We start from the raw sequence: 16647 nt of genomic DNA, 5'->3' as shown, positions 1-16647 counted from the left end.
GGTAGCACGTTGTAGGCCGGATAAGGCGTTAGCCGTCATCCGGCACACGCTATTAGCGGCGGCGACCGGTTTTGACCGCTTTCAACACCACGAATTTGTTATTGGTGGCGATGGTGGTGCAGTTACCGAAAATCTTCTTCAGCTTGTGGAAATAATCCAGGTGACGGTTCGCCACAATGTACAGCTCGCCGTTGATCTTCAGGCAACGGCGCGCATGGTGGAACATCTCCCAGGCAACGTTATCCGTCAGCGCATGTTTCTGATGGAACGGCGGGTTGCACAGCACGGCGTTAAAGCGGAAAGGTTCCACGCCGGACAAGGCGTTGTTAATCATAAACTCGCAGCGATCCAACGCTTCCGGCATATTGGTTTCCACATTCAAACGGCTGGACGCGACCGCCATCGGCGATTCATCGACAAACACGACGCTCGCCTGAGGGTTCTTCGCCAGTAGCGTCAGGCCAATCACGCCATTACCGCAGCCGAGATCGACGATCTCCCCTTCCAGATTTTCCGGTAAATGCTGCATAAAGAAGCGCGCGCCGATATCCAGGCCGGTACGCGAGAAAACGTTCGCATGATTGTGGATAGTCCAGTCGGTGCCGTCCAGTTTCCAGCTCAGCGTCTGCGGCGCATCCGCCAGTTCAGGCTTACTAAAGGTACAGTTGATCAGGCGCGCCTTTTTCCAGGCCAGCGTCGTGGTCGTGGGGCCGAGCACTTTTTCGAACAGTTCCAGCGTGGAGGTATGAATGTCACGCGCCTTTGCTCCCGCAATAATACGGGTCTGCGGAGTCACGACCTGGCGCAACGCGCGCAACTGTTGCTCCAGCAGCGCCAGCGTTTTCGGCACCTTAATCAACACGACGCCCGGCGCCGGCGGGTACGCGGCAGTGCTGTCGAGAAACTTCACGCTGGATTCGGCGATATCGTTGTGGCGTAAATTTTCGCGCGTCGCCAGCTCGCTTAAATACGAGTCGCCGATGCTGTATGGTGTATGCTCAGCCAGCGCGCAGCTTAATGCGCCAAAGGCATCATTCAGGATCAGCAGCGGGCCGCTGATTTCCGTGTCGTCTAACTGTTGCAGCAGATATTCATCCGCCGCTTCCCACGCCTGAAGCGGGTTAACGTCATCCGTTTCCGGGAAACGTTTCAGTGTCAGTGAACGGAAACCGTTGTCTACGTGGCTCATCGGCCCTCCTGAATGGTAAAATTTCGCTGTTATCCCTGAAAGGGTGCGTGAGTATACTCTTTTTTTAGATTTAATTTGGGGCTTTGATGGGTCAACTTACTTATCTCCACGGCTACCCGGAGAATTTACTGTCTCAGGTACGCACGCTCATTGCTGAACAGCGTCTGGGCGCAGTGCTGGAAAAACGCTACCCGGGAACGCATGATTTTGCGACCGATAAAGCGCTCTGGCAGTATACCCAGGATCTGAAAAGCCAGTTTCTGCGTAACGCCCCGCCGATCAACAAAGTGATGTATGACAACAAGATCCATGTGCTGAAAAATGCGCTGGGGCTGCATACCGCCGTTTCACGCGTACAGGGTGGCAAGCTGAAGGCGAAAGCCGAGATCCGCGTCGCTACCGTGTTTCGCAATGCGCCGGAACCTTTTCTGCGAATGATCGTGGTTCACGAACTGGCGCATCTGAAAGAGAAAGAGCACAACAAAGCGTTTTATCAACTGTGCTGTCATATGGAGCCGCAGTACCACCAGCTTGAGTTTGATACCCGCCTGTGGTTAACGCATCTTTCGTTAAAGCAATCTGAGCAGTAGCGCACTGGCTTTGTCATAAAGGCATGCTAAATTGACGAAAGAATCCCTTTATGGAGCCTGAAGGCGTTTATGATACGTTTCGCTGTTATTGGCACAAACTGGATCACCCGCCAGTTTGTCGATGCCGCCCATGAAACCGGCAAATATAAGTTAACCGCAGTCTATTCCCGTCGCCTCGAACAGGCGCAAACCTTCGCCAATGATTATCCCGTCGAGCATTTATTCACTTCGCTTGAAGCAATGGCGCAAAGCGACGCCATTGATGCGGTGTATATCGCCAGCCCGAACTCGCTGCATTTCCCCCAGACTCAGCTCTTTTTAAGCCACAAAAAGCATGTGATCTGCGAGAAGCCGCTGGCCTCGAATCTGGCCGAAGTCGACGCCGCCATCGCGTGCGCGCGTGAAAATCAGGTCGTCCTGTTCGAAGCCTTTAAAACCGCCAGCCTGCCTAATTTCCAGTTGCTACAGCAGTCGCTGCCGAAAGCAGGAAGAATGCGCAAAGCCCTTATCAACTACTGCCAGTATTCTTCGCGCTACCAGCGCTATCTGGACGGCGAAAACCCCAATACCTTTAATCCGGCCTTCTCGAATGGCTCCATTATGGATATCGGTTTTTACTGTCTGGCGTCAGCGGTTGCGCTCTGGGGAGAACCGCAAAACGTTCAGGCGTCCGCCAGTCTGCTGGAAAGCGGTGTCGATGCGCATGGCGTGGCGGTACTGGATTACGGCGACTTCAGCGTCACCCTACAGCATTCCAAAGTGAGTGATTCCGTACTGCCCAGCGAAATCCAGGGCGAAGCCGGTTCTCTGGTCATCGAGAAAATTTCGGAATGTCAGAAAGTGTGCTTCATTCCGCGCGGCGGAAAAACGCAGGATTTATCCGTTCCTCAGCATATCAATACGATGCTGTATGAGGCGGAACGCTTTGCACACCTGGTCGAGACCAACGAGGTGAACCATCCCGAGCTGACCGTCAGCCGTATCACGGCCAAACTGCTCACGGAGATTCGTCGGCAGACGGGCGTCGTCTTCCCCGCTGATGACGCCACAGCGTAAAACAATGTAAAACAGATGTAACAGGCCATTGACTGATCGTATGGCCTGTCATATTTTGTTACGTGCAAAGGGGAGTAACTTCATTGTCGGTCGATCGTCATTACGATGTGTGAAAAACCACATCCGGTCGCCGGGCAATAAGAAAGTGATGTGCCTTCATGTCTTTGATTGATGACGAAGCCGATTCGCCATCACCCGTGGAGTGAGTACATATCACTTTCTTGTTGTAAGTGAGACCTTGCCGGAAGGCGAGGTCTATGCATATAAAAAGCAGCGGCTGACGTCTTTCGACGTTGGCCGTTTTTTTTATGTGTAAGGAAATTCTATGAATACTGTCGGCACACCGTTGTTATGGGGCGGATTCGCTGTCGTTGTGGTGATTATGCTGGCTATCGACCTTCTGTTGCAGGGGCGTCGTGGCGTACATACGATGTCCATGAAGCAGGCGGCGGCCTGGTCTCTGGTCTGGGTGACACTTTCATTGCTGTTCAACGCCGCCTTCTGGTGGTATCTGGCGGAGACCCAGGGTCGGGCGGTGGCCGATCCGCAGGCGCTGGCGTTTCTCACCGGTTATCTGATCGAAAAATCGCTGGCCGTTGATAACGTCTTTGTCTGGCTGATGCTGTTCAGCTACTTCTCTGTTCCGCCTGCCCTGCAACGCCGGGTTCTGGTGTATGGCGTACTTGGCGCCATTGTTCTGCGTACGATTATGATTTTCGCCGGTAGCTGGCTGATCGCCCAGTTCGACTGGATACTGTACCTGTTCGGCGCTTTCCTGCTGTTTACGGGCGTGAAGATGGCGCTGGTGAAAGAGGACGAATCCGGCATCGGCGACAAACCGCTGGTTCGCTGGCTGCGTAGCCACCTTCGCATGACCGACACCATCGAAAACGAGCATTTCTTTGTGCGTAAGAATGGCTTGCTGTTCGTGACACCGCTGATGCTGGTCCTGATTCTGGTGGAACTGAGCGATGTGATTTTCGCCGTCGATAGCATTCCGGCCATCTTTGCCGTGACGACCGACCCGTTCATCGTCCTGACCTCCAACCTGTTTGCGATCCTGGGTCTGCGCGCCATGTACTTCCTGCTGGCAGGGGTAGCGGAGCGTTTCTCGATGCTCAAATATGGTCTGGCCGTCATTCTGGTCTTTATCGGTATTAAGATGCTGATCGTCGATTTCTACCATATTCCGATCGCCATCTCGCTGGGCGTGGTGTTCAGTATTCTGGTGATCACGCTGATTGTTAACGCGTGGGTAAATCGCCAGAACGATAAAAAGCAGCAGCTACAGTAAGATCCTGCCCGGTAGCGCTATGTCTGCCGGGCTTACAAAAACCACGGTCGTGGGTTGAGTACACGCAGCACTACCCGATAACATGTAAATGTTTAGTTAAAAAATATGACGTAGTACGTAAATTCCAGCATTTTACGCTTTCCCAATCCCCATCTTTCCTTATACTCACTCAGGCAAACACTTTGTTACATCCTGTAAAGATACGCCAACAGAGCGTGCAAAGGATGAACAACATCACACTGAAAGGATCATGAAATGACTACGCAACGTTCATCGGGGCTACTCCAGCGTTTGGTTCAAGGGAGCCTGGTTAAACAAATTTTAATTGGGCTTATACTGGGAATTTTACTGGCTTTAGTTTCAAAACCTGCCGCAGAGGCAACGGGTCTGCTGGGCACCCTGTTCGTTGGTGCGCTGAAAGCTGTCGCGCCGGTTCTGGTACTGACGCTGGTGATGGCGTCTATCGCCAACCATCAACACGGTCAGAAAACCAATATTCGCCCGATTTTGTGGATGTATCTGCTCGGCACATTTTCAGCCGCGCTGACGGCGGTTGTGGTGAGCTTCCTCTTTCCGTCCACGCTGCAACTGACGACTGGCGCCACGGATATCACGCCGCCGAGCGGCATTGTCCAGGTTATACACGGGCTGCTGATGAGCATCGTTGCGAACCCGATCCATGCGCTGATCAACGCCAACTACATCGGTATTCTGGTGTGGGCTATCGGCCTGGGTTTTGCGCTGCGCCACAGTAATCAAACCACCAAAAATCTGGTGAACGATCTGTCCGACGCCGTCACCTTTATTGTGAAACTGGTGATTCGTTTCGCGCCGATCGGTATCTTTGGCCTGGTCGCCTCAACGCTCGCCACTACGGGCTTCTCAGCGCTGTGGGGCTATGCGCAACTGTTACTGGTGCTGATTGGCTGTATGGCGATTGTGGCGCTGGTCATCAACCCGCTGCTGGTCTTTTTACAGATCCGCCGCAACCCGTATCCGCTGGTTCTCACCTGCCTGCGTGAAAGCGGCGTGACCGCCTTCTTTACCCGTAGCTCCGCTGCAAATATTCCGGTGAATATGTCGCTGTGCGAAAAACTGAATCTGGACAGAGATACCTATTCTGTTTCCATCCCGCTGGGAGCAACCGTCAATATGGCCGGTGCGGCAATCACAATTACCGTGCTGACGCTGGCGGCAGTGTATACGCTGGGTATTCCGGTTGATCTGCCGACGGCGCTGCTGCTGAGCGTGGTGGCATCGCTGTGCGCATGCGGCGCTTCTGGCGTGGCGGGCGGTTCACTGCTGCTGATCCCGCTGGCGTGCAACATGTTCGGTATTCCGAACGAAATCGCCATGCAGGTGGTTGCGGTTGGCTTCATTATCGGCGTGTTGCAGGACTCCTGCGAGACCGCAATCAACTCCTCTACCGACGTTATGTTTACCGCCGCGGTATGTCAGGCGGAAGACGCGCGTTTAGCGAAAAGCGCGCTGCGTAGCTAAATAACCACAAGCCTGATGGCGCTGCGCTTATCAGGCCTACAACGACTCCCACTCGTAGGCCGGATAAGACGTTCACGTCGCCATCCGGCATTTTTCGTTGCCTGATGGCACTGCGCTTATCAGGCCTACAACGCCCCACTCGTAGGCCGGATAAGACGTTTACGTCGCCATCCGGCATTTTTTTACAGCGTTACACCGCTTTTGAAAATCGCCAGCTCGCGGAAATCATTGCGTTCATTGCAGGTTTGCTTGCCGTTGGCAAACGCCACAATCGTATCCACAAATTCATTCAACAACTGCGGCATCGCCTTACCGTGAATCAACTGCCCGGCGTCAAAATCGATCCAGTGCTGCTTCTTCGCCGCCAGTTCGCTGTTGGTGGCGATCTTCACCGTCGGGACAAACCCGCCATATGGCGTACCGCGGCCGGTACTGAACAGCACCATGTGGCAACCCGCGCCCGCCAGCGCGCTGGTGGCGACCGCATCGTTGCCTGGCGCGCTTAACAGGTTCAGACCGCGCGTTTTCAGGCGCTCACCGTAGCGCAGCACATCCACAACCTGGCTGGAACCCGCCTTCTGCGTGCACCCCAGAGACTTGTCTTCCAGCGTCGTAATCCCGCCCGCCTTGTTACCCGGCGACGGATTTTCATAAATCGGCTGGTCATGAGCGATAAAGTATTGCTTGAAGTCATTGACCATTGTCACCAGTTTTTCAAACGTCTCTTCATCGCGGCAATGGCTCATCAACAGCTGTTCTGCACCGAACATTTCCGGCACTTCCGTCAGCACCGTCGTCCCGCCGTTGGCGATAACATAGTCGGAGAAGCGCCCCAGCATCGGGTTCGCGGTAATACCGGACAGCCCATCTGAACCGCCGCATTCCAGACCAAACTTAAGTTCGCTCAGTTTGCCCGGTACGCGTTTGTCATGGCGCATCACGTTATACAACTGATGCAGATGCTCAACGCCCGCCTCCACTTCATCGTCCTGCTGTTGGCAGGTCATGAAATGAACGCGTTCAGGGTCGAACTCGCCCAGCGTCTCGCGAAAGGCATCCACCTGATTGTTTTCGCAACCCAGTCCAATCACCAGCACCGCCCCCGCATTCGGGTGACGCACCATGTTTTGCAGCATGGTGCGAGTATTGATGTGATCGTCGCCAAGCTGAGAACAGCCGTAGGTGTGGCTGAAGAGGAAAACGCCGTCAGTTCCTTCGGCATCAAAAGTCTCTTTCAGGAAACGGTTCTGGATCTGCCGCGCAATGCCGTTGACACAGCCGACGGTCGGCAGAATCCACAGCTCATTGCGCACACCGACGTCTCCGTTGGCACGGCGGTAAATCTGTACATCGCGATCCGCCGGTTGTACTTCAAGGGCCTGAAAATCGGGTTGATAGCTGTACTCATCCAAATCGCTGAGGTTAGTCCGGGTATTGTGGGCATGAATATGCTCACCCGCCGCGACGTCCACCAACGTATGGCCGATAGGCAGGCCATATTTGATGACGTTCTCCCCCTGCGCAATATCGCGTAAGGCAAACTTATGACCGCGTACGACATCCTGGCGTAGCGTCACGGTATGGTTATCGACGCTGACCTCAGCGCCCTGCGTTAAATCGGCCAACGCTACCGCAACGTTATCCAGCGTATGGATCCTGATGTATTGCATATCAACCCCAGACCTTAGTTCAGTTCAATGGCGAAATAGTCGCGCGCATTGTTGAAGCAGATGTTTCGTACCATTTCACCCAGCAACTGGATATCCGCCGGCGCTTCGCCCGCGTTAACCCAGCGGCCTATCATCTGGCACAGGATGCGACGGAAATATTCGTGACGGGTATAAGACAGGAAGCTGCGGCTGTCGGTCAGCATACCGACGAAGCGGCTCAGCAGGCCAAGCTGCGCCAGTTGCGTCATTTGACGCTCCATCCCGTCTTTCTGATCGTTGAACCACCAGCCGGAACCAAACTGCATCTTGCCCGGCATCCCTTCGCCCTGGAAGTTGCCGATCATGGTGCCCAGCACTTCGTTATCACGCGGGTTCAGACAGTACAGGATAGTTTTCGGCAGCAGATTTTCTTCATTCTGCTTGCTCAGCAATTTTGACAGCTCTTCCGCCAGCGGACGATCGTTGATGGAATCGAAGCCAACATCCGGCCCCAGCAGTTTGAACTGGCGCTGATTGTTATTACGCAGCGCGCCGATGTGGTACTGCTGCACCCAACCGCGACGCGCATATTCCGCGCCCAGCCACACCAGTACGGCCGTTTTGAACTGCGCGACCTCATGCTCGCTCAGGGTCTCGCCCGCCAGACGGCGCGCCAGAATGCTGTCCAGTTCAGCGTCGCTGGCTTCAGCAAACATAACGACGTCAAGCGCGTGGTCAGAAACCTTACAGCCGTGGGCGGCAAAATGATCCAGACGCTGAGTCAGCGCGGCTTGCAGATCGGTGAAGCGGCGAATATCGGTATCCGATGCTTCGCCCAGCTTCGTCATGTAATCGCCAAAGGTTGCCTGCTCAATGTTGAACGCTTTATCAGGGCGCCAGCTCGGCAGCACTTTAACGGTGAACGTGCTGTCTTTCGCGACCGTGGCGTGGTGCTCCAGCGAATCGACAGGATCGTCGGTGGTGCCGACCATTTTTACATTCATCTGCTGCATGATTCCCCGTGCGGAGAATGCATCCTGCGCCAGCAATTCATTGCAACGATCCCAGATCTCATCTGCCGTCGCAGGCGACAGCAGCTTACCTGTAATACCAAATGGGCGACGCAGTTCAAGGTGCGTCCAGTGATATAACGGGTTGCCGATCGTGTGCGGCACCGTGGCGGCCCAGGCGTCGAACTTCTCACGATCGGACGCATCGCCCGTACACAGACGCTCAGCAACGCCATTGGTGCGCATCGCCCGCCATTTATAGTGGTCGCCTTTCAGCCAGATATCATACAGGTTGTTAAAACGGTAGTTTTCCGCGATCTGCTGCGGCGGCAGGTGGCAATGATAGTCGAAGATGGGCTGATCTTTTGCGTAATCATGGTACAGACGGCGGGCAAACTCGGTATCCAGCAGAAAATCTTCAGTCATAAACGGGGTCATTATCGTCTTCCTCTCAACGAGTGCGTCAGATTGCTTATGTTTTGATGCTGTCAAAGTTATCACACCAATTTCCAGACCCTGAAGATATTTTCGTGAGTTGGATCAATAAAAACCAACAAATAAATTACCCCTAAAAGAGTAAACAGCGCTCCAGGCCGCGCCATTACTGGTATTTCTAAATCGAAATAATGACCACACTAAGAATCCTGCATTTGTGATGTCACTCACCTTTTGAAGTTGTATGACAAGTTATCTTTCTGGCCGTCGCGATACATAAGCCGACGGAATGCAAAGTTATCGATGGTTAAGACATCGAATTGACCGGTACGGAAACCGAATTAGCACGATGACTCATGGCAACGTTCGGGGCGTACCGGCTTTTTTTCGGTTATCCCGTCGTCAATAACTTCCCCGCTCAGCGCAGGAAGATAACCGCGATTGTTGCGGAAATAACAAAACGATGAGGTTTTACATGCGTAAAATTAAAGGGTTACGTTGGTATATGATTGCACTGGTGACATTAGGCACCGTGCTGGGCTATCTGACGCGTAACACTGTGGCGGCGGCTGCGCCAACGCTGATGGAAGAGTTACACATCTCCACACAACAGTATTCCTATATCATCGCAGCCTATTCTGCTGCTTACACCGTCATGCAACCCGTAGCCGGTTACGTACTGGATGTTCTCGGTACGAAGGTGGGTTACGCCATGTTCGCCGTTCTGTGGGCCGTATTCTGCGGCGCAACCGCACTGGCTGGAAGCTGGGGCGGCCTGGCGCTGGCGCGCGGCGCGGTCGGTGCTGCTGAAGCCGCGATGATCCCGGCGGGCCTGAAAGCCAGCTCTGAATGGTTCCCGGCAAAAGAACGCTCCATTGCGGTCGGCTACTTTAACGTCGGCTCTTCCATCGGCGCGATGATTGCGCCTCCGCTGGTCGTCTGGGCTATCGTGATGCATAGCTGGCAGATGGCGTTTATTATTTCCGGCGTGCTGAGCTTCATCTGGGCAATGGCCTGGCTGGTGTTCTATAAACACCCGCGCGACCAGAAAAAGCTGACGGATGCAGAACGCGACTACATCATTGGCGGTCAGGAAGCGCAGCACAAAGACAATACTGCGAAGAAAATGTCTCTCGCGCAGATCCTGCGTAACCGCCAGTTCTGGGGTATCGCCCTGCCACGTTTCCTGGCTGAACCGGCATGGGGAACCTTCAACGCCTGGATCCCGCTGTTCATGTTTAAAGTGTACGGCTTTAACCTGAAAGAGATCGCCATGTTCGCCTGGATGCCCATGCTGTTTGCCGACTTAGGCTGCATCATCGGCGGTTATCTGCCGCCGCTGTTCCAGCGCTGGTTCGGCGTAAACCTGATCGTCTCCCGTAAAATGGTCGTTACCCTGGGCGCGCTGCTGATGATTGGCCCAGGCATGATCGGCCTGTTCACCAGCCCGTATATCGCCATCATGCTGCTTTGCATCGGCGGTTTCGCTCACCAGGCGCTGTCCGGCGCGCTGATTACGCTCTCTTCTGACGTCTTCGGCCGTAATGAAGTGGCAACCGCGAATGGCCTGACCGGGATGTCCGCCTGGCTGGCGAGCACATTGTTTGCTCTGGTGGTCGGCGCGCTGGCTGACACCATCGGCTTCAGCCCGCTGTTCGCGGTACTGGCGGTGTTCGACCTGCTCGGCGCGCTGGTTATCTGGACGGTGCTGCAAAACAAACCGGCCAGCGAGGCGGGGCCAGGGTCGCAGGTCAATCACCCCGCAACGCAAAGTTGACCTGACCTGCGCCATCATCCAACAAGGTTTACTCATTCAAAGCCGCCTGTTAAACAGGCGGCTTTTTCAACGGTACAAGTGGAGCCAGCCTCGCAAAAGTGGTATAACAAATATAGTCTGCCGTCTTATGCCTGGAGCGCATATGGAAATCACCGAACCACGACGTTTGTATCAACAACTTGCTGCTGACCTGAAAGAGCGCATCGAACAGGGCGTCTACCTTGTGGGCGATAAACTCCCTGCCGAACGCTTTATTGCCGATGAGAAAAACGTCAGCCGTACGGTGGTTCGTGAAGCGATTATCATGCTGGAGGTCGAAGGCTACGTAGAAGTCCGCAAAGGTTCCGGCATCCACGTTATTTCAAATCAACCGAAATATTATGTCGCCCCGGATGAAAACCTTGAGTTCGCTAATTATGGCCCGTTCGAACTTCTCCAGGCGCGCCAGTTGATAGAAAGCAATATTGCCGAGTTTGCCGCCACGCAGGTGACGAAACAGGACATCATGAAGTTGATGGAAATCCAGGAGAAAGCGCGTAACGAAAAATGTTTCCGCGACTCCGAATGGGATCTCCAGTTCCATGTGCAGGTCGCGCTGGCGACGCAAAATACCGCGCTGGCCGCCATTGTCGAAAAAATGTGGACTCAGCGCGTACATAATCCGTACTGGAAAAAACTGCACGATCATATTGATTCACGCACCGTCGATAACTGGTGCGACGATCATGACCATATTCTCAAGGCGCTGATTCGCAAAGATCCTCATGCCGCGAAACTGGCAATGTGGCAGCATCTGGAGAACACCAAACAGATGCTGTTTAACGAAACCAGCGACGATTTCGAATTTAACGCCGACCGCTATCTTTTTGCTGAAAATCCCGTTGTTCATCTGGACACCGCCGCTAACGGGGCAAAATAGACAATCTTACGCTGGCAGGCGCATCAGGGCGCCTGTCTGCGACGCCGCTCAGTAAGCGTAAGATATAAAGTGTCAGCCTGTGTAAATCCTCTCGCCACCCACCTTTGTGATAAGCAAAATCATATTTTAACGACGTGCGATTTCTATAACGGACTACGTCGACCTTTGTTACAATTAGATGCATTTTGAATTTTTGTGTGTTAGTGCTTGCTTACTTCACAACTTAACAAGGAATGGTTCAGGCCGCGATTTTGCGCCCGTCCGCAACCCAAGTAAAAAATGAATAATGTTGCGGTATTGCAAACTCAAAAAACCGGCGTGACGTTAACCGATTCTCCAGGAATACTGAATGGAACTATTGACTCAATTACTGAATGCCCTGTGGGCTCAGGATTTTGAAACACTCGCCAACCCTTCCATGATTGGCATGCTTTATTTCGTACTATTTATGATTTTGTTCCTGGAAAATGGGTTGCTTCCTGCCGCCTTTTTACCTGGTGACAGTTTGCTGGTGCTGGTCGGCGTACTTATCGCCAAAGGCGCAATGGGGTTTCCGCAAACGCTCCTGCTGTTAACCGTGGCCGCCAGCCTGGGCTGCTGGGTCAGTTATATTCAGGGGCGATGGCTGGGCAACACGCGTATTGTACAAAACTGGCTGTCGCATCTGCCCGCGCATTATCATCAGCGCGCTCACCATTTGTTCCATAAACATGGTCTGTCCGCGCTGTTAATTGGCCGTTTTATCGCTTTCGTTCGTACCTTGTTACCCACTATCGCGGGTCTGTCCGGCCTTAATAACGCGCGCTTTCAATTCTTTAACTGGATGAGCGGGTTGTTGTGGGTCCTGATCCTGACCTCGCTGGGTTACTTGCTGGGCAAAACGCCTGTATTCCTGAAGTATGAAGACCAACTGATGTCATGTCTGATGCTGCTGCCGGTGGTGCTGCTGGTCTTTGGGCTGGCGGGTTCGCTGGTGGTGCTCTGGAAAAAGAAATACGGAAATCGGGGATAGAGTATGGTGAAACCACGCATAACGCTTCGACAACTGGCCTGGACAACCTCTTTTCTCGTGCTGATGAGCGTGCTTTTTCTCGTCTGGTCGACCATTCGCCAGCAGGAATCCACGCTGGCCATTCGCGCCATCCATCAGGGCGTCAGTATGCCGGACGGCTTTTCCATCTGGCATCATCTGGACGCTAACGGCATTCGCTTCAAAAGCATCACGCCACAAAATGACGCGCTGCTTATTACGTTTGACTCCAGCGCGCAAAGCGCGGCGGCTAAGGCCGTGCTGGACAGAACGTTGCCGCATGGCTATATCATCGCCCAACAGAACGGCGACAGCCAGGCCGTACAGTGGTTGACCCGCTTACGGGATAACCCACATCGCTTCGGTTAATTTCCAGGAATCCGAATCATATCACCCACTTTGGTGATTTCGCCGTTTACTGACTATGATTAATAAGGCGGACTTATTGTCCGCCGTGTTATGACCTGGATCATCGTCCCCCGGTAACGGGTTCGAATCACAATGGAAGGTTCAAGAATGAAATACCGCATCGCTTTCGCTATTACCCTTTTCACGCTCAGTGCAGGCAGCTATGCCAATACCCTCTGTCAGGAAAAAGAGCAGGATATACAGAAGGAAATTAGCTACGCCGAAAAGCACAACAACCAGAACCGCATTAATGGTTTGAATAAAGCGCTCAGCGAACTCAGAGCAAACTGCACCGACAGTAAACTGCGTGCTGACCATCAGAAAAAGATCGCAAAACAAAAAGATGAGATTGCTGAACGTCAGCGTGATCTGGTCGAAGCAAAACAAAAAGGCGATGCGGATAAAATTGCGAAACGTGAACGCAAGCTGGCTGAAGCTCAGGATGACCTGAAAAAGCTTGAGGCACGCGACTACTAAGTCAAATCAAACGTTAACGACTCACTCACCTGGAGAAAACTATGTCGAAAGATAACACTACGGAACATCTGCGCGCTGAGTTGAAATCCCTGGCTGATACGCTCGAAGAGGTGCTTAGCTCCTCTGGCGATAAGTCGAAAGAAGAGTTGAGTAAGATTCGTAGCAAAGCCGAGCGTGCGCTGAAAGAAAGCCGCAACCGTCTGGGCGAAACCGGCGATGCGATTGCCAAACAAACCCGCGAAGCCGCAGCACGCGCTGACGACTATGTACGCGAGAACCCGTGGACGGGCGTCGGCATTGGCGCAGCCGTTGGTGTGGTGCTGGGCGTACTGCTGACGCGTCGTTAATTATGGCGGATTCTCATCACGCGCAGGGGCCAGGCAAAAGCGTTCTGGGCATCGGGCAGCGGATTGTCACTATCCTTGTTGAGATGGTAGAAACCCGACTGCGACTGGCGGTTGTGGAACTGGAAGAGGAAAAAGCGAATCTCTTTCAGCTTCTGCTGATGCTGGGGCTGACCATGCTTTTCGCGGCGTTCGGTCTGATGAGCCTGATGGTGCTTATCATCTGGGCGGTTGACCCTCAGTATCGCCTCAATGCAATGATCGCCACCACCGTTGTGTTGCTGGTTCTGGCGCTGATCGGCGGACTCTGGACGTTACACAAAGCCCGCCAGTCAACGCTGTTACGCCATACGCGTCATGAACTGGCTAACGACCGGCAAATTCTGGAGGATGATAAGCCGTGAGCAGTAAAGTCGAACGTCAAAAGCGTAAGGCGTTGCTGCTCAGCCAAATCCAGCAGCAAAGGCTGGACCTTTCAGCCAGTCGTCGCGACTGGCTGGAAGCGACGGACAGCTGGGATCGCGGCTGGAACACGCTGATCAGCCTGCGTTCCTGGGCGCTGGTCGGCAGCAGCGTTATGGCTATCTGGACAATTCGCCACCCGAATCTGCTGGTGCGCTGGGCAAAACGCGGTTTTGGCATCTGGAGCGCCTGGCGGCTGGTCAAAAGCACGATCCGAAAACAGCAGCTGCGCGGCTGATTCCTGCCCCCTTCCTCCTCGCCATCCGGCATAACGCCCGATGGCGCTACGCTTATCGGGCCTACGTATTGTTGTTGATCCAATAAGGTGTTTACACCACCATCCGGCAATCTGTGCCCTGTCACTCAAAATTTTTGAAAATTATTGACAGTTTTCCTTGCTAACAATTGTTACATGTCACGTTTATGATTCTCTCCATCAACCGCAACGACGCGACATTCCGCGTGATTGCACAAAAAATGAAATCAGCAGCCTGAGTGGTTCCCTGGAGAGTAAAATGAAAAAATTAGAAGATGTTGGTGTACTGGTAGCGCGCATTCTGATGCCCATTCTGTTTATCACCGCAGGTTGGGGAAAAATCACCGGTTATGCGGGTACCCAACAATACATGGAAGCGATGGGGGTTCCGGGGTTCCTGTTACCGCTGACTATCCTGCTTGAGTTTGGCGGCGGTCTGGCGATTCTGTTCGGTTTCCTGACCCGTACAACGGCGCTGTTTACCGCAGGCTTTACCCTGCTGACCGCGTTCATCTTCCACAGCAACTTTGCGGAAGGCGTGAACTCACTGATGTTCATGAAAAACCTGACCATCGCAGGCGGTTTCCTGCTGCTGGCCATCACGGGGCCGGGCGCATTCAGCATTGACCGCATCCTGAATAAAAAGTGGTAAGCACGCTATACTGAATCAAAAAACGAGGGGATATTCTCCTCGTTTTTGCTATCAGGAGGAGAGAGAAAATGGGACAACTGATTGACGGCGTATGGCATGACACCTGGTATGACACCAAGTCTACGGGGGGGAAATTTCAACGTTCTGTATCGGCTTTCCGTAACTGGCTCACCGCTGATGGCGCGCCGGGTCCGACTGGCGAAGGGGGCTTTGCCGCCGAAAAAGATCGCTATCACCTGTATGTTTCACTTGCCTGCCCGTGGGCGCATCGCACGCTGATCCTGCGTAAGCTCAAGGGGCTGGAACCGTTTATCTCCGTTTCTGTTGTGAATCCGCTGATGCTGGAGAATGGCTGGACGTTTGATGATAATTTCCCGGCGGCAACCGGTGATACGCTGTATCAACACGAGTTTCTGTATCAACTCTATCTGCATGCCGATCCGCACTACAGCGGTCGCGTCACCGTACCGGTATTGTGGGATAAAAAGAATCACACCATCGTCAGTAATGAATCGGCGGAAATCATTCGTATGTTCAATACCGCATTCGATGCGCTGGGCGCCAAAGCCGGGGATTACTACCCGACGGCCCTGCGCGGAAAAATTGACGAGCTCAATAGCTGGATTTATGACAACGTCAACAACGGCGTGTACAAAGCCGGGTTCGCCACCAGCCAGCAGGCCTATGATGAAGCCGTAGAGAAAGTGTTCGAGTCACTGGCGCGTCTGGAGCAAATCCTGGGGCAGCACCGTTACCTGACCGGCGACCAGTTAACCGAGGCGGACATTCGCCTGTGGACCACGCTGGTGCGTTTTGACCAGGTTTACGTTACGCACTTCAAGTGCGATAAATACCGCATCAGCGATTACCTGAATCTTTATGGTTTCCTGCGCGATATCTGGCAGATACCCGGCATTGCGGAAACCGTCAACTTCGACCATATCCGTAACCACTACTTCCGTAGCCACAAAACCATCAACCCGACGGGGATTATCTCCATCGGCCCGTTGCAGGATCTCAATGAGTCTCACGGGCGCGACGTCCGCTTTGCAAAAGCGGGATAATCCCTTTACGCCGCCACCAGAAAACAGCCTGATGGCGGCGCTGACTCACCTTACCCGCCCGGTGCATTAAACACATTAATCATTCGAATATTTACCACCATTCCATTCACGGCTATTCTTATTTAAAAACAAGTGATTGACCGTATGTTGAGGCGAAAATGGACTGGTATTTAAAAGTATTGAAGAACTATATCGGCTTTGGCGGCCGCGCGCGTCGTAAAGAGTACTGGATGTTTATTCTGGTCAACGTCATTTTTACGTTCGTGCTGGGCGTGCTGGACAAGATGTTCGGCTGGCAACGCGCCGGGGGCGAAGGCGTGCTGACAACCATTTATGGCATTCTGATTTTCTTACCGTGGTGGGCAGTACAGTTCCGTCGGTTGCATGATACCGATCGTTCCGCATGGTGGCTGTTACTGCTCCTCATCCCTGTTATTGGCTGGCTGGTCATCATCCTCTTTAACTGCCAGAACGGTACGCCAGGCGAAAACCGCTTCGGGCAGGACCCTAAAATTCTGCCCTGAAGTGAAGCCGG

Annotated in this window: 17 protein-coding genes and 1 pseudogene; 15 read left to right on the top strand and 3 right to left on the bottom strand. The window is 53.4% G+C overall.

Features of this window, described 5'->3' with window-relative positions:
* Positions 1-52: 52 nt before the first annotated feature.
* Positions 53-1189 (bottom strand): 23S rRNA (guanine(1835)-N(2))-methyltransferase RlmG, encoded by a 1137-nt coding sequence (gene rlmG, locus OGX93_RS15030; protein ID WP_012135225.1) that lies wholly within the window; start codon positions 1187-1189, stop codon positions 53-55.
* 86 nt (positions 1190-1275) lie between these two features.
* Between rlmG and OGX93_RS15025 the strand changes: the two genes are divergently transcribed.
* From OGX93_RS15025 to sstT, 4 genes are all read left to right on the top strand, one after another.
* Complete coding sequence (locus tag OGX93_RS15025; RefSeq protein ID WP_012135226.1) at positions 1276-1779, top strand: M48 metallopeptidase family protein; 504 nt, start codon at positions 1276-1278, stop codon at positions 1777-1779.
* 69 nt (positions 1780-1848) lie between these two features.
* Positions 1849-2835: a Gfo/Idh/MocA family protein gene (locus OGX93_RS15020; protein ID WP_012135227.1), complete on the top strand. Its 987-nt coding sequence runs from the start codon at positions 1849-1851 to the stop codon at positions 2833-2835.
* Between the two features lie 325 nt (positions 2836-3160).
* Entirely contained in the window at positions 3161-4129 is a 969-nt protein-coding gene (locus OGX93_RS15015; protein ID WP_012135228.1) for a TerC family protein, read from the top strand.
* A gap of 255 nt (positions 4130-4384) precedes the next feature.
* On the top strand, positions 4385-5629 hold the full coding sequence (sstT, locus tag OGX93_RS15010; RefSeq protein WP_012135229.1) for a serine/threonine transporter SstT: 1245 nt from the start codon (positions 4385-4387) through the stop codon (positions 5627-5629).
* Between the two features lie 182 nt (positions 5630-5811).
* Here the strand turns inward: sstT and OGX93_RS15005 are convergent, their stop codons facing one another.
* Both OGX93_RS15005 and uxaC read right to left on the bottom strand, forming a co-directional pair.
* Positions 5812-7299 (bottom strand): UxaA family hydrolase, encoded by a 1488-nt coding sequence (locus OGX93_RS15005; RefSeq protein WP_286449083.1) that lies wholly within the window; start codon positions 7297-7299, stop codon positions 5812-5814.
* A gap of 14 nt (positions 7300-7313) precedes the next feature.
* The gene (uxaC, locus tag OGX93_RS15000; protein ID WP_024130971.1) at positions 7314-8726 is read right to left on the bottom strand and encodes a glucuronate isomerase; all 1413 of its coding nucleotides are present in this window, start codon (positions 8724-8726) and stop codon (positions 7314-7316) included.
* Between the two features lie 472 nt (positions 8727-9198).
* On the opposite strand from uxaC, the gene OGX93_RS14995 reads away from it, so the two are divergent.
* The 11 genes and pseudogenes from OGX93_RS14995 (at position 9199) to OGX93_RS14945 (ending at position 16636) form a co-directional block, all read left to right on the top strand.
* Positions 9199-10500 carry an MFS transporter gene (locus OGX93_RS14995; protein WP_047463898.1) on the top strand — a complete coding sequence of 434 codons (1302 nt, stop codon included), beginning with the start codon at positions 9199-9201 and terminating at the stop codon, positions 10498-10500.
* Between the two features lie 142 nt (positions 10501-10642).
* Positions 10643-11419, top strand: a complete 777-nt coding sequence (gene exuR, locus OGX93_RS14990) for a transcriptional regulator ExuR (RefSeq protein WP_012135233.1) — start codon at positions 10643-10645, stop codon at positions 11417-11419.
* Between the two features lie 349 nt (positions 11420-11768).
* Entirely contained in the window at positions 11769-12431 is a 663-nt protein-coding gene (gene yqjA / locus OGX93_RS14985) for a DedA family general envelope maintenance protein YqjA (protein WP_012135234.1), read from the top strand.
* A 3-nt stretch (positions 12432-12434) separates the two neighbouring features.
* Positions 12435-12818: an EnvZ/OmpR regulon moderator MzrA gene (gene mzrA / locus OGX93_RS14980; RefSeq protein ID WP_047461090.1), complete on the top strand. Its 384-nt coding sequence runs from the start codon at positions 12435-12437 to the stop codon at positions 12816-12818.
* Positions 12819-12965: 147 nt separating this feature from the next.
* On the top strand, positions 12966-13334 hold the full coding sequence (locus tag OGX93_RS14975; protein WP_049010354.1) for a DUF1090 domain-containing protein: 369 nt from the start codon (positions 12966-12968) through the stop codon (positions 13332-13334).
* 41 nt (positions 13335-13375) lie between these two features.
* Entirely contained in the window at positions 13376-13681 is a 306-nt protein-coding gene (locus OGX93_RS14970) for an ElaB/YgaM/YqjD family protein (protein ID WP_012135237.1), read from the top strand.
* Between the two features lie 2 nt (positions 13682-13683).
* Positions 13684-14089 (top strand): annotated as a pseudogene (locus OGX93_RS14965) (phage holin family protein).
* Positions 14079-14378, top strand: coding sequence for a YqjK-like family protein (locus tag OGX93_RS14960; RefSeq protein WP_286449084.1), 300 nt, complete (start codon positions 14079-14081; stop codon positions 14376-14378). Before OGX93_RS14965 ends, OGX93_RS14960 begins: the two are co-directional and overlap by 11 nt.
* A gap of 277 nt (positions 14379-14655) precedes the next feature.
* Positions 14656-15048 carry a DoxX family protein gene (locus OGX93_RS14955; protein WP_200026880.1) on the top strand — a complete coding sequence of 131 codons (393 nt, stop codon included), beginning with the start codon at positions 14656-14658 and terminating at the stop codon, positions 15046-15048.
* A gap of 68 nt (positions 15049-15116) precedes the next feature.
* The gene (locus OGX93_RS14950; protein ID WP_012135241.1) at positions 15117-16112 is read left to right on the top strand and encodes a glutathione S-transferase family protein; all 996 of its coding nucleotides are present in this window, start codon (positions 15117-15119) and stop codon (positions 16110-16112) included.
* 158 nt (positions 16113-16270) lie between these two features.
* Positions 16271-16636 carry a DUF805 domain-containing protein gene (locus OGX93_RS14945; protein WP_012135242.1) on the top strand — a complete coding sequence of 122 codons (366 nt, stop codon included), beginning with the start codon at positions 16271-16273 and terminating at the stop codon, positions 16634-16636.
* Positions 16637-16647 lie beyond the last annotated feature (11 nt).

Origin of the sequence: Citrobacter sp. CK195, assembly GCF_030333365.1 — a bacterium.
GTDB classification, from domain to species: domain Bacteria; phylum Pseudomonadota; class Gammaproteobacteria; order Enterobacterales; family Enterobacteriaceae; genus Citrobacter_B; species Citrobacter_B koseri.
Note: the sequence above shows the minus strand (reverse complement) of the source record. Positions and strands in the feature narration are given on the sequence as shown.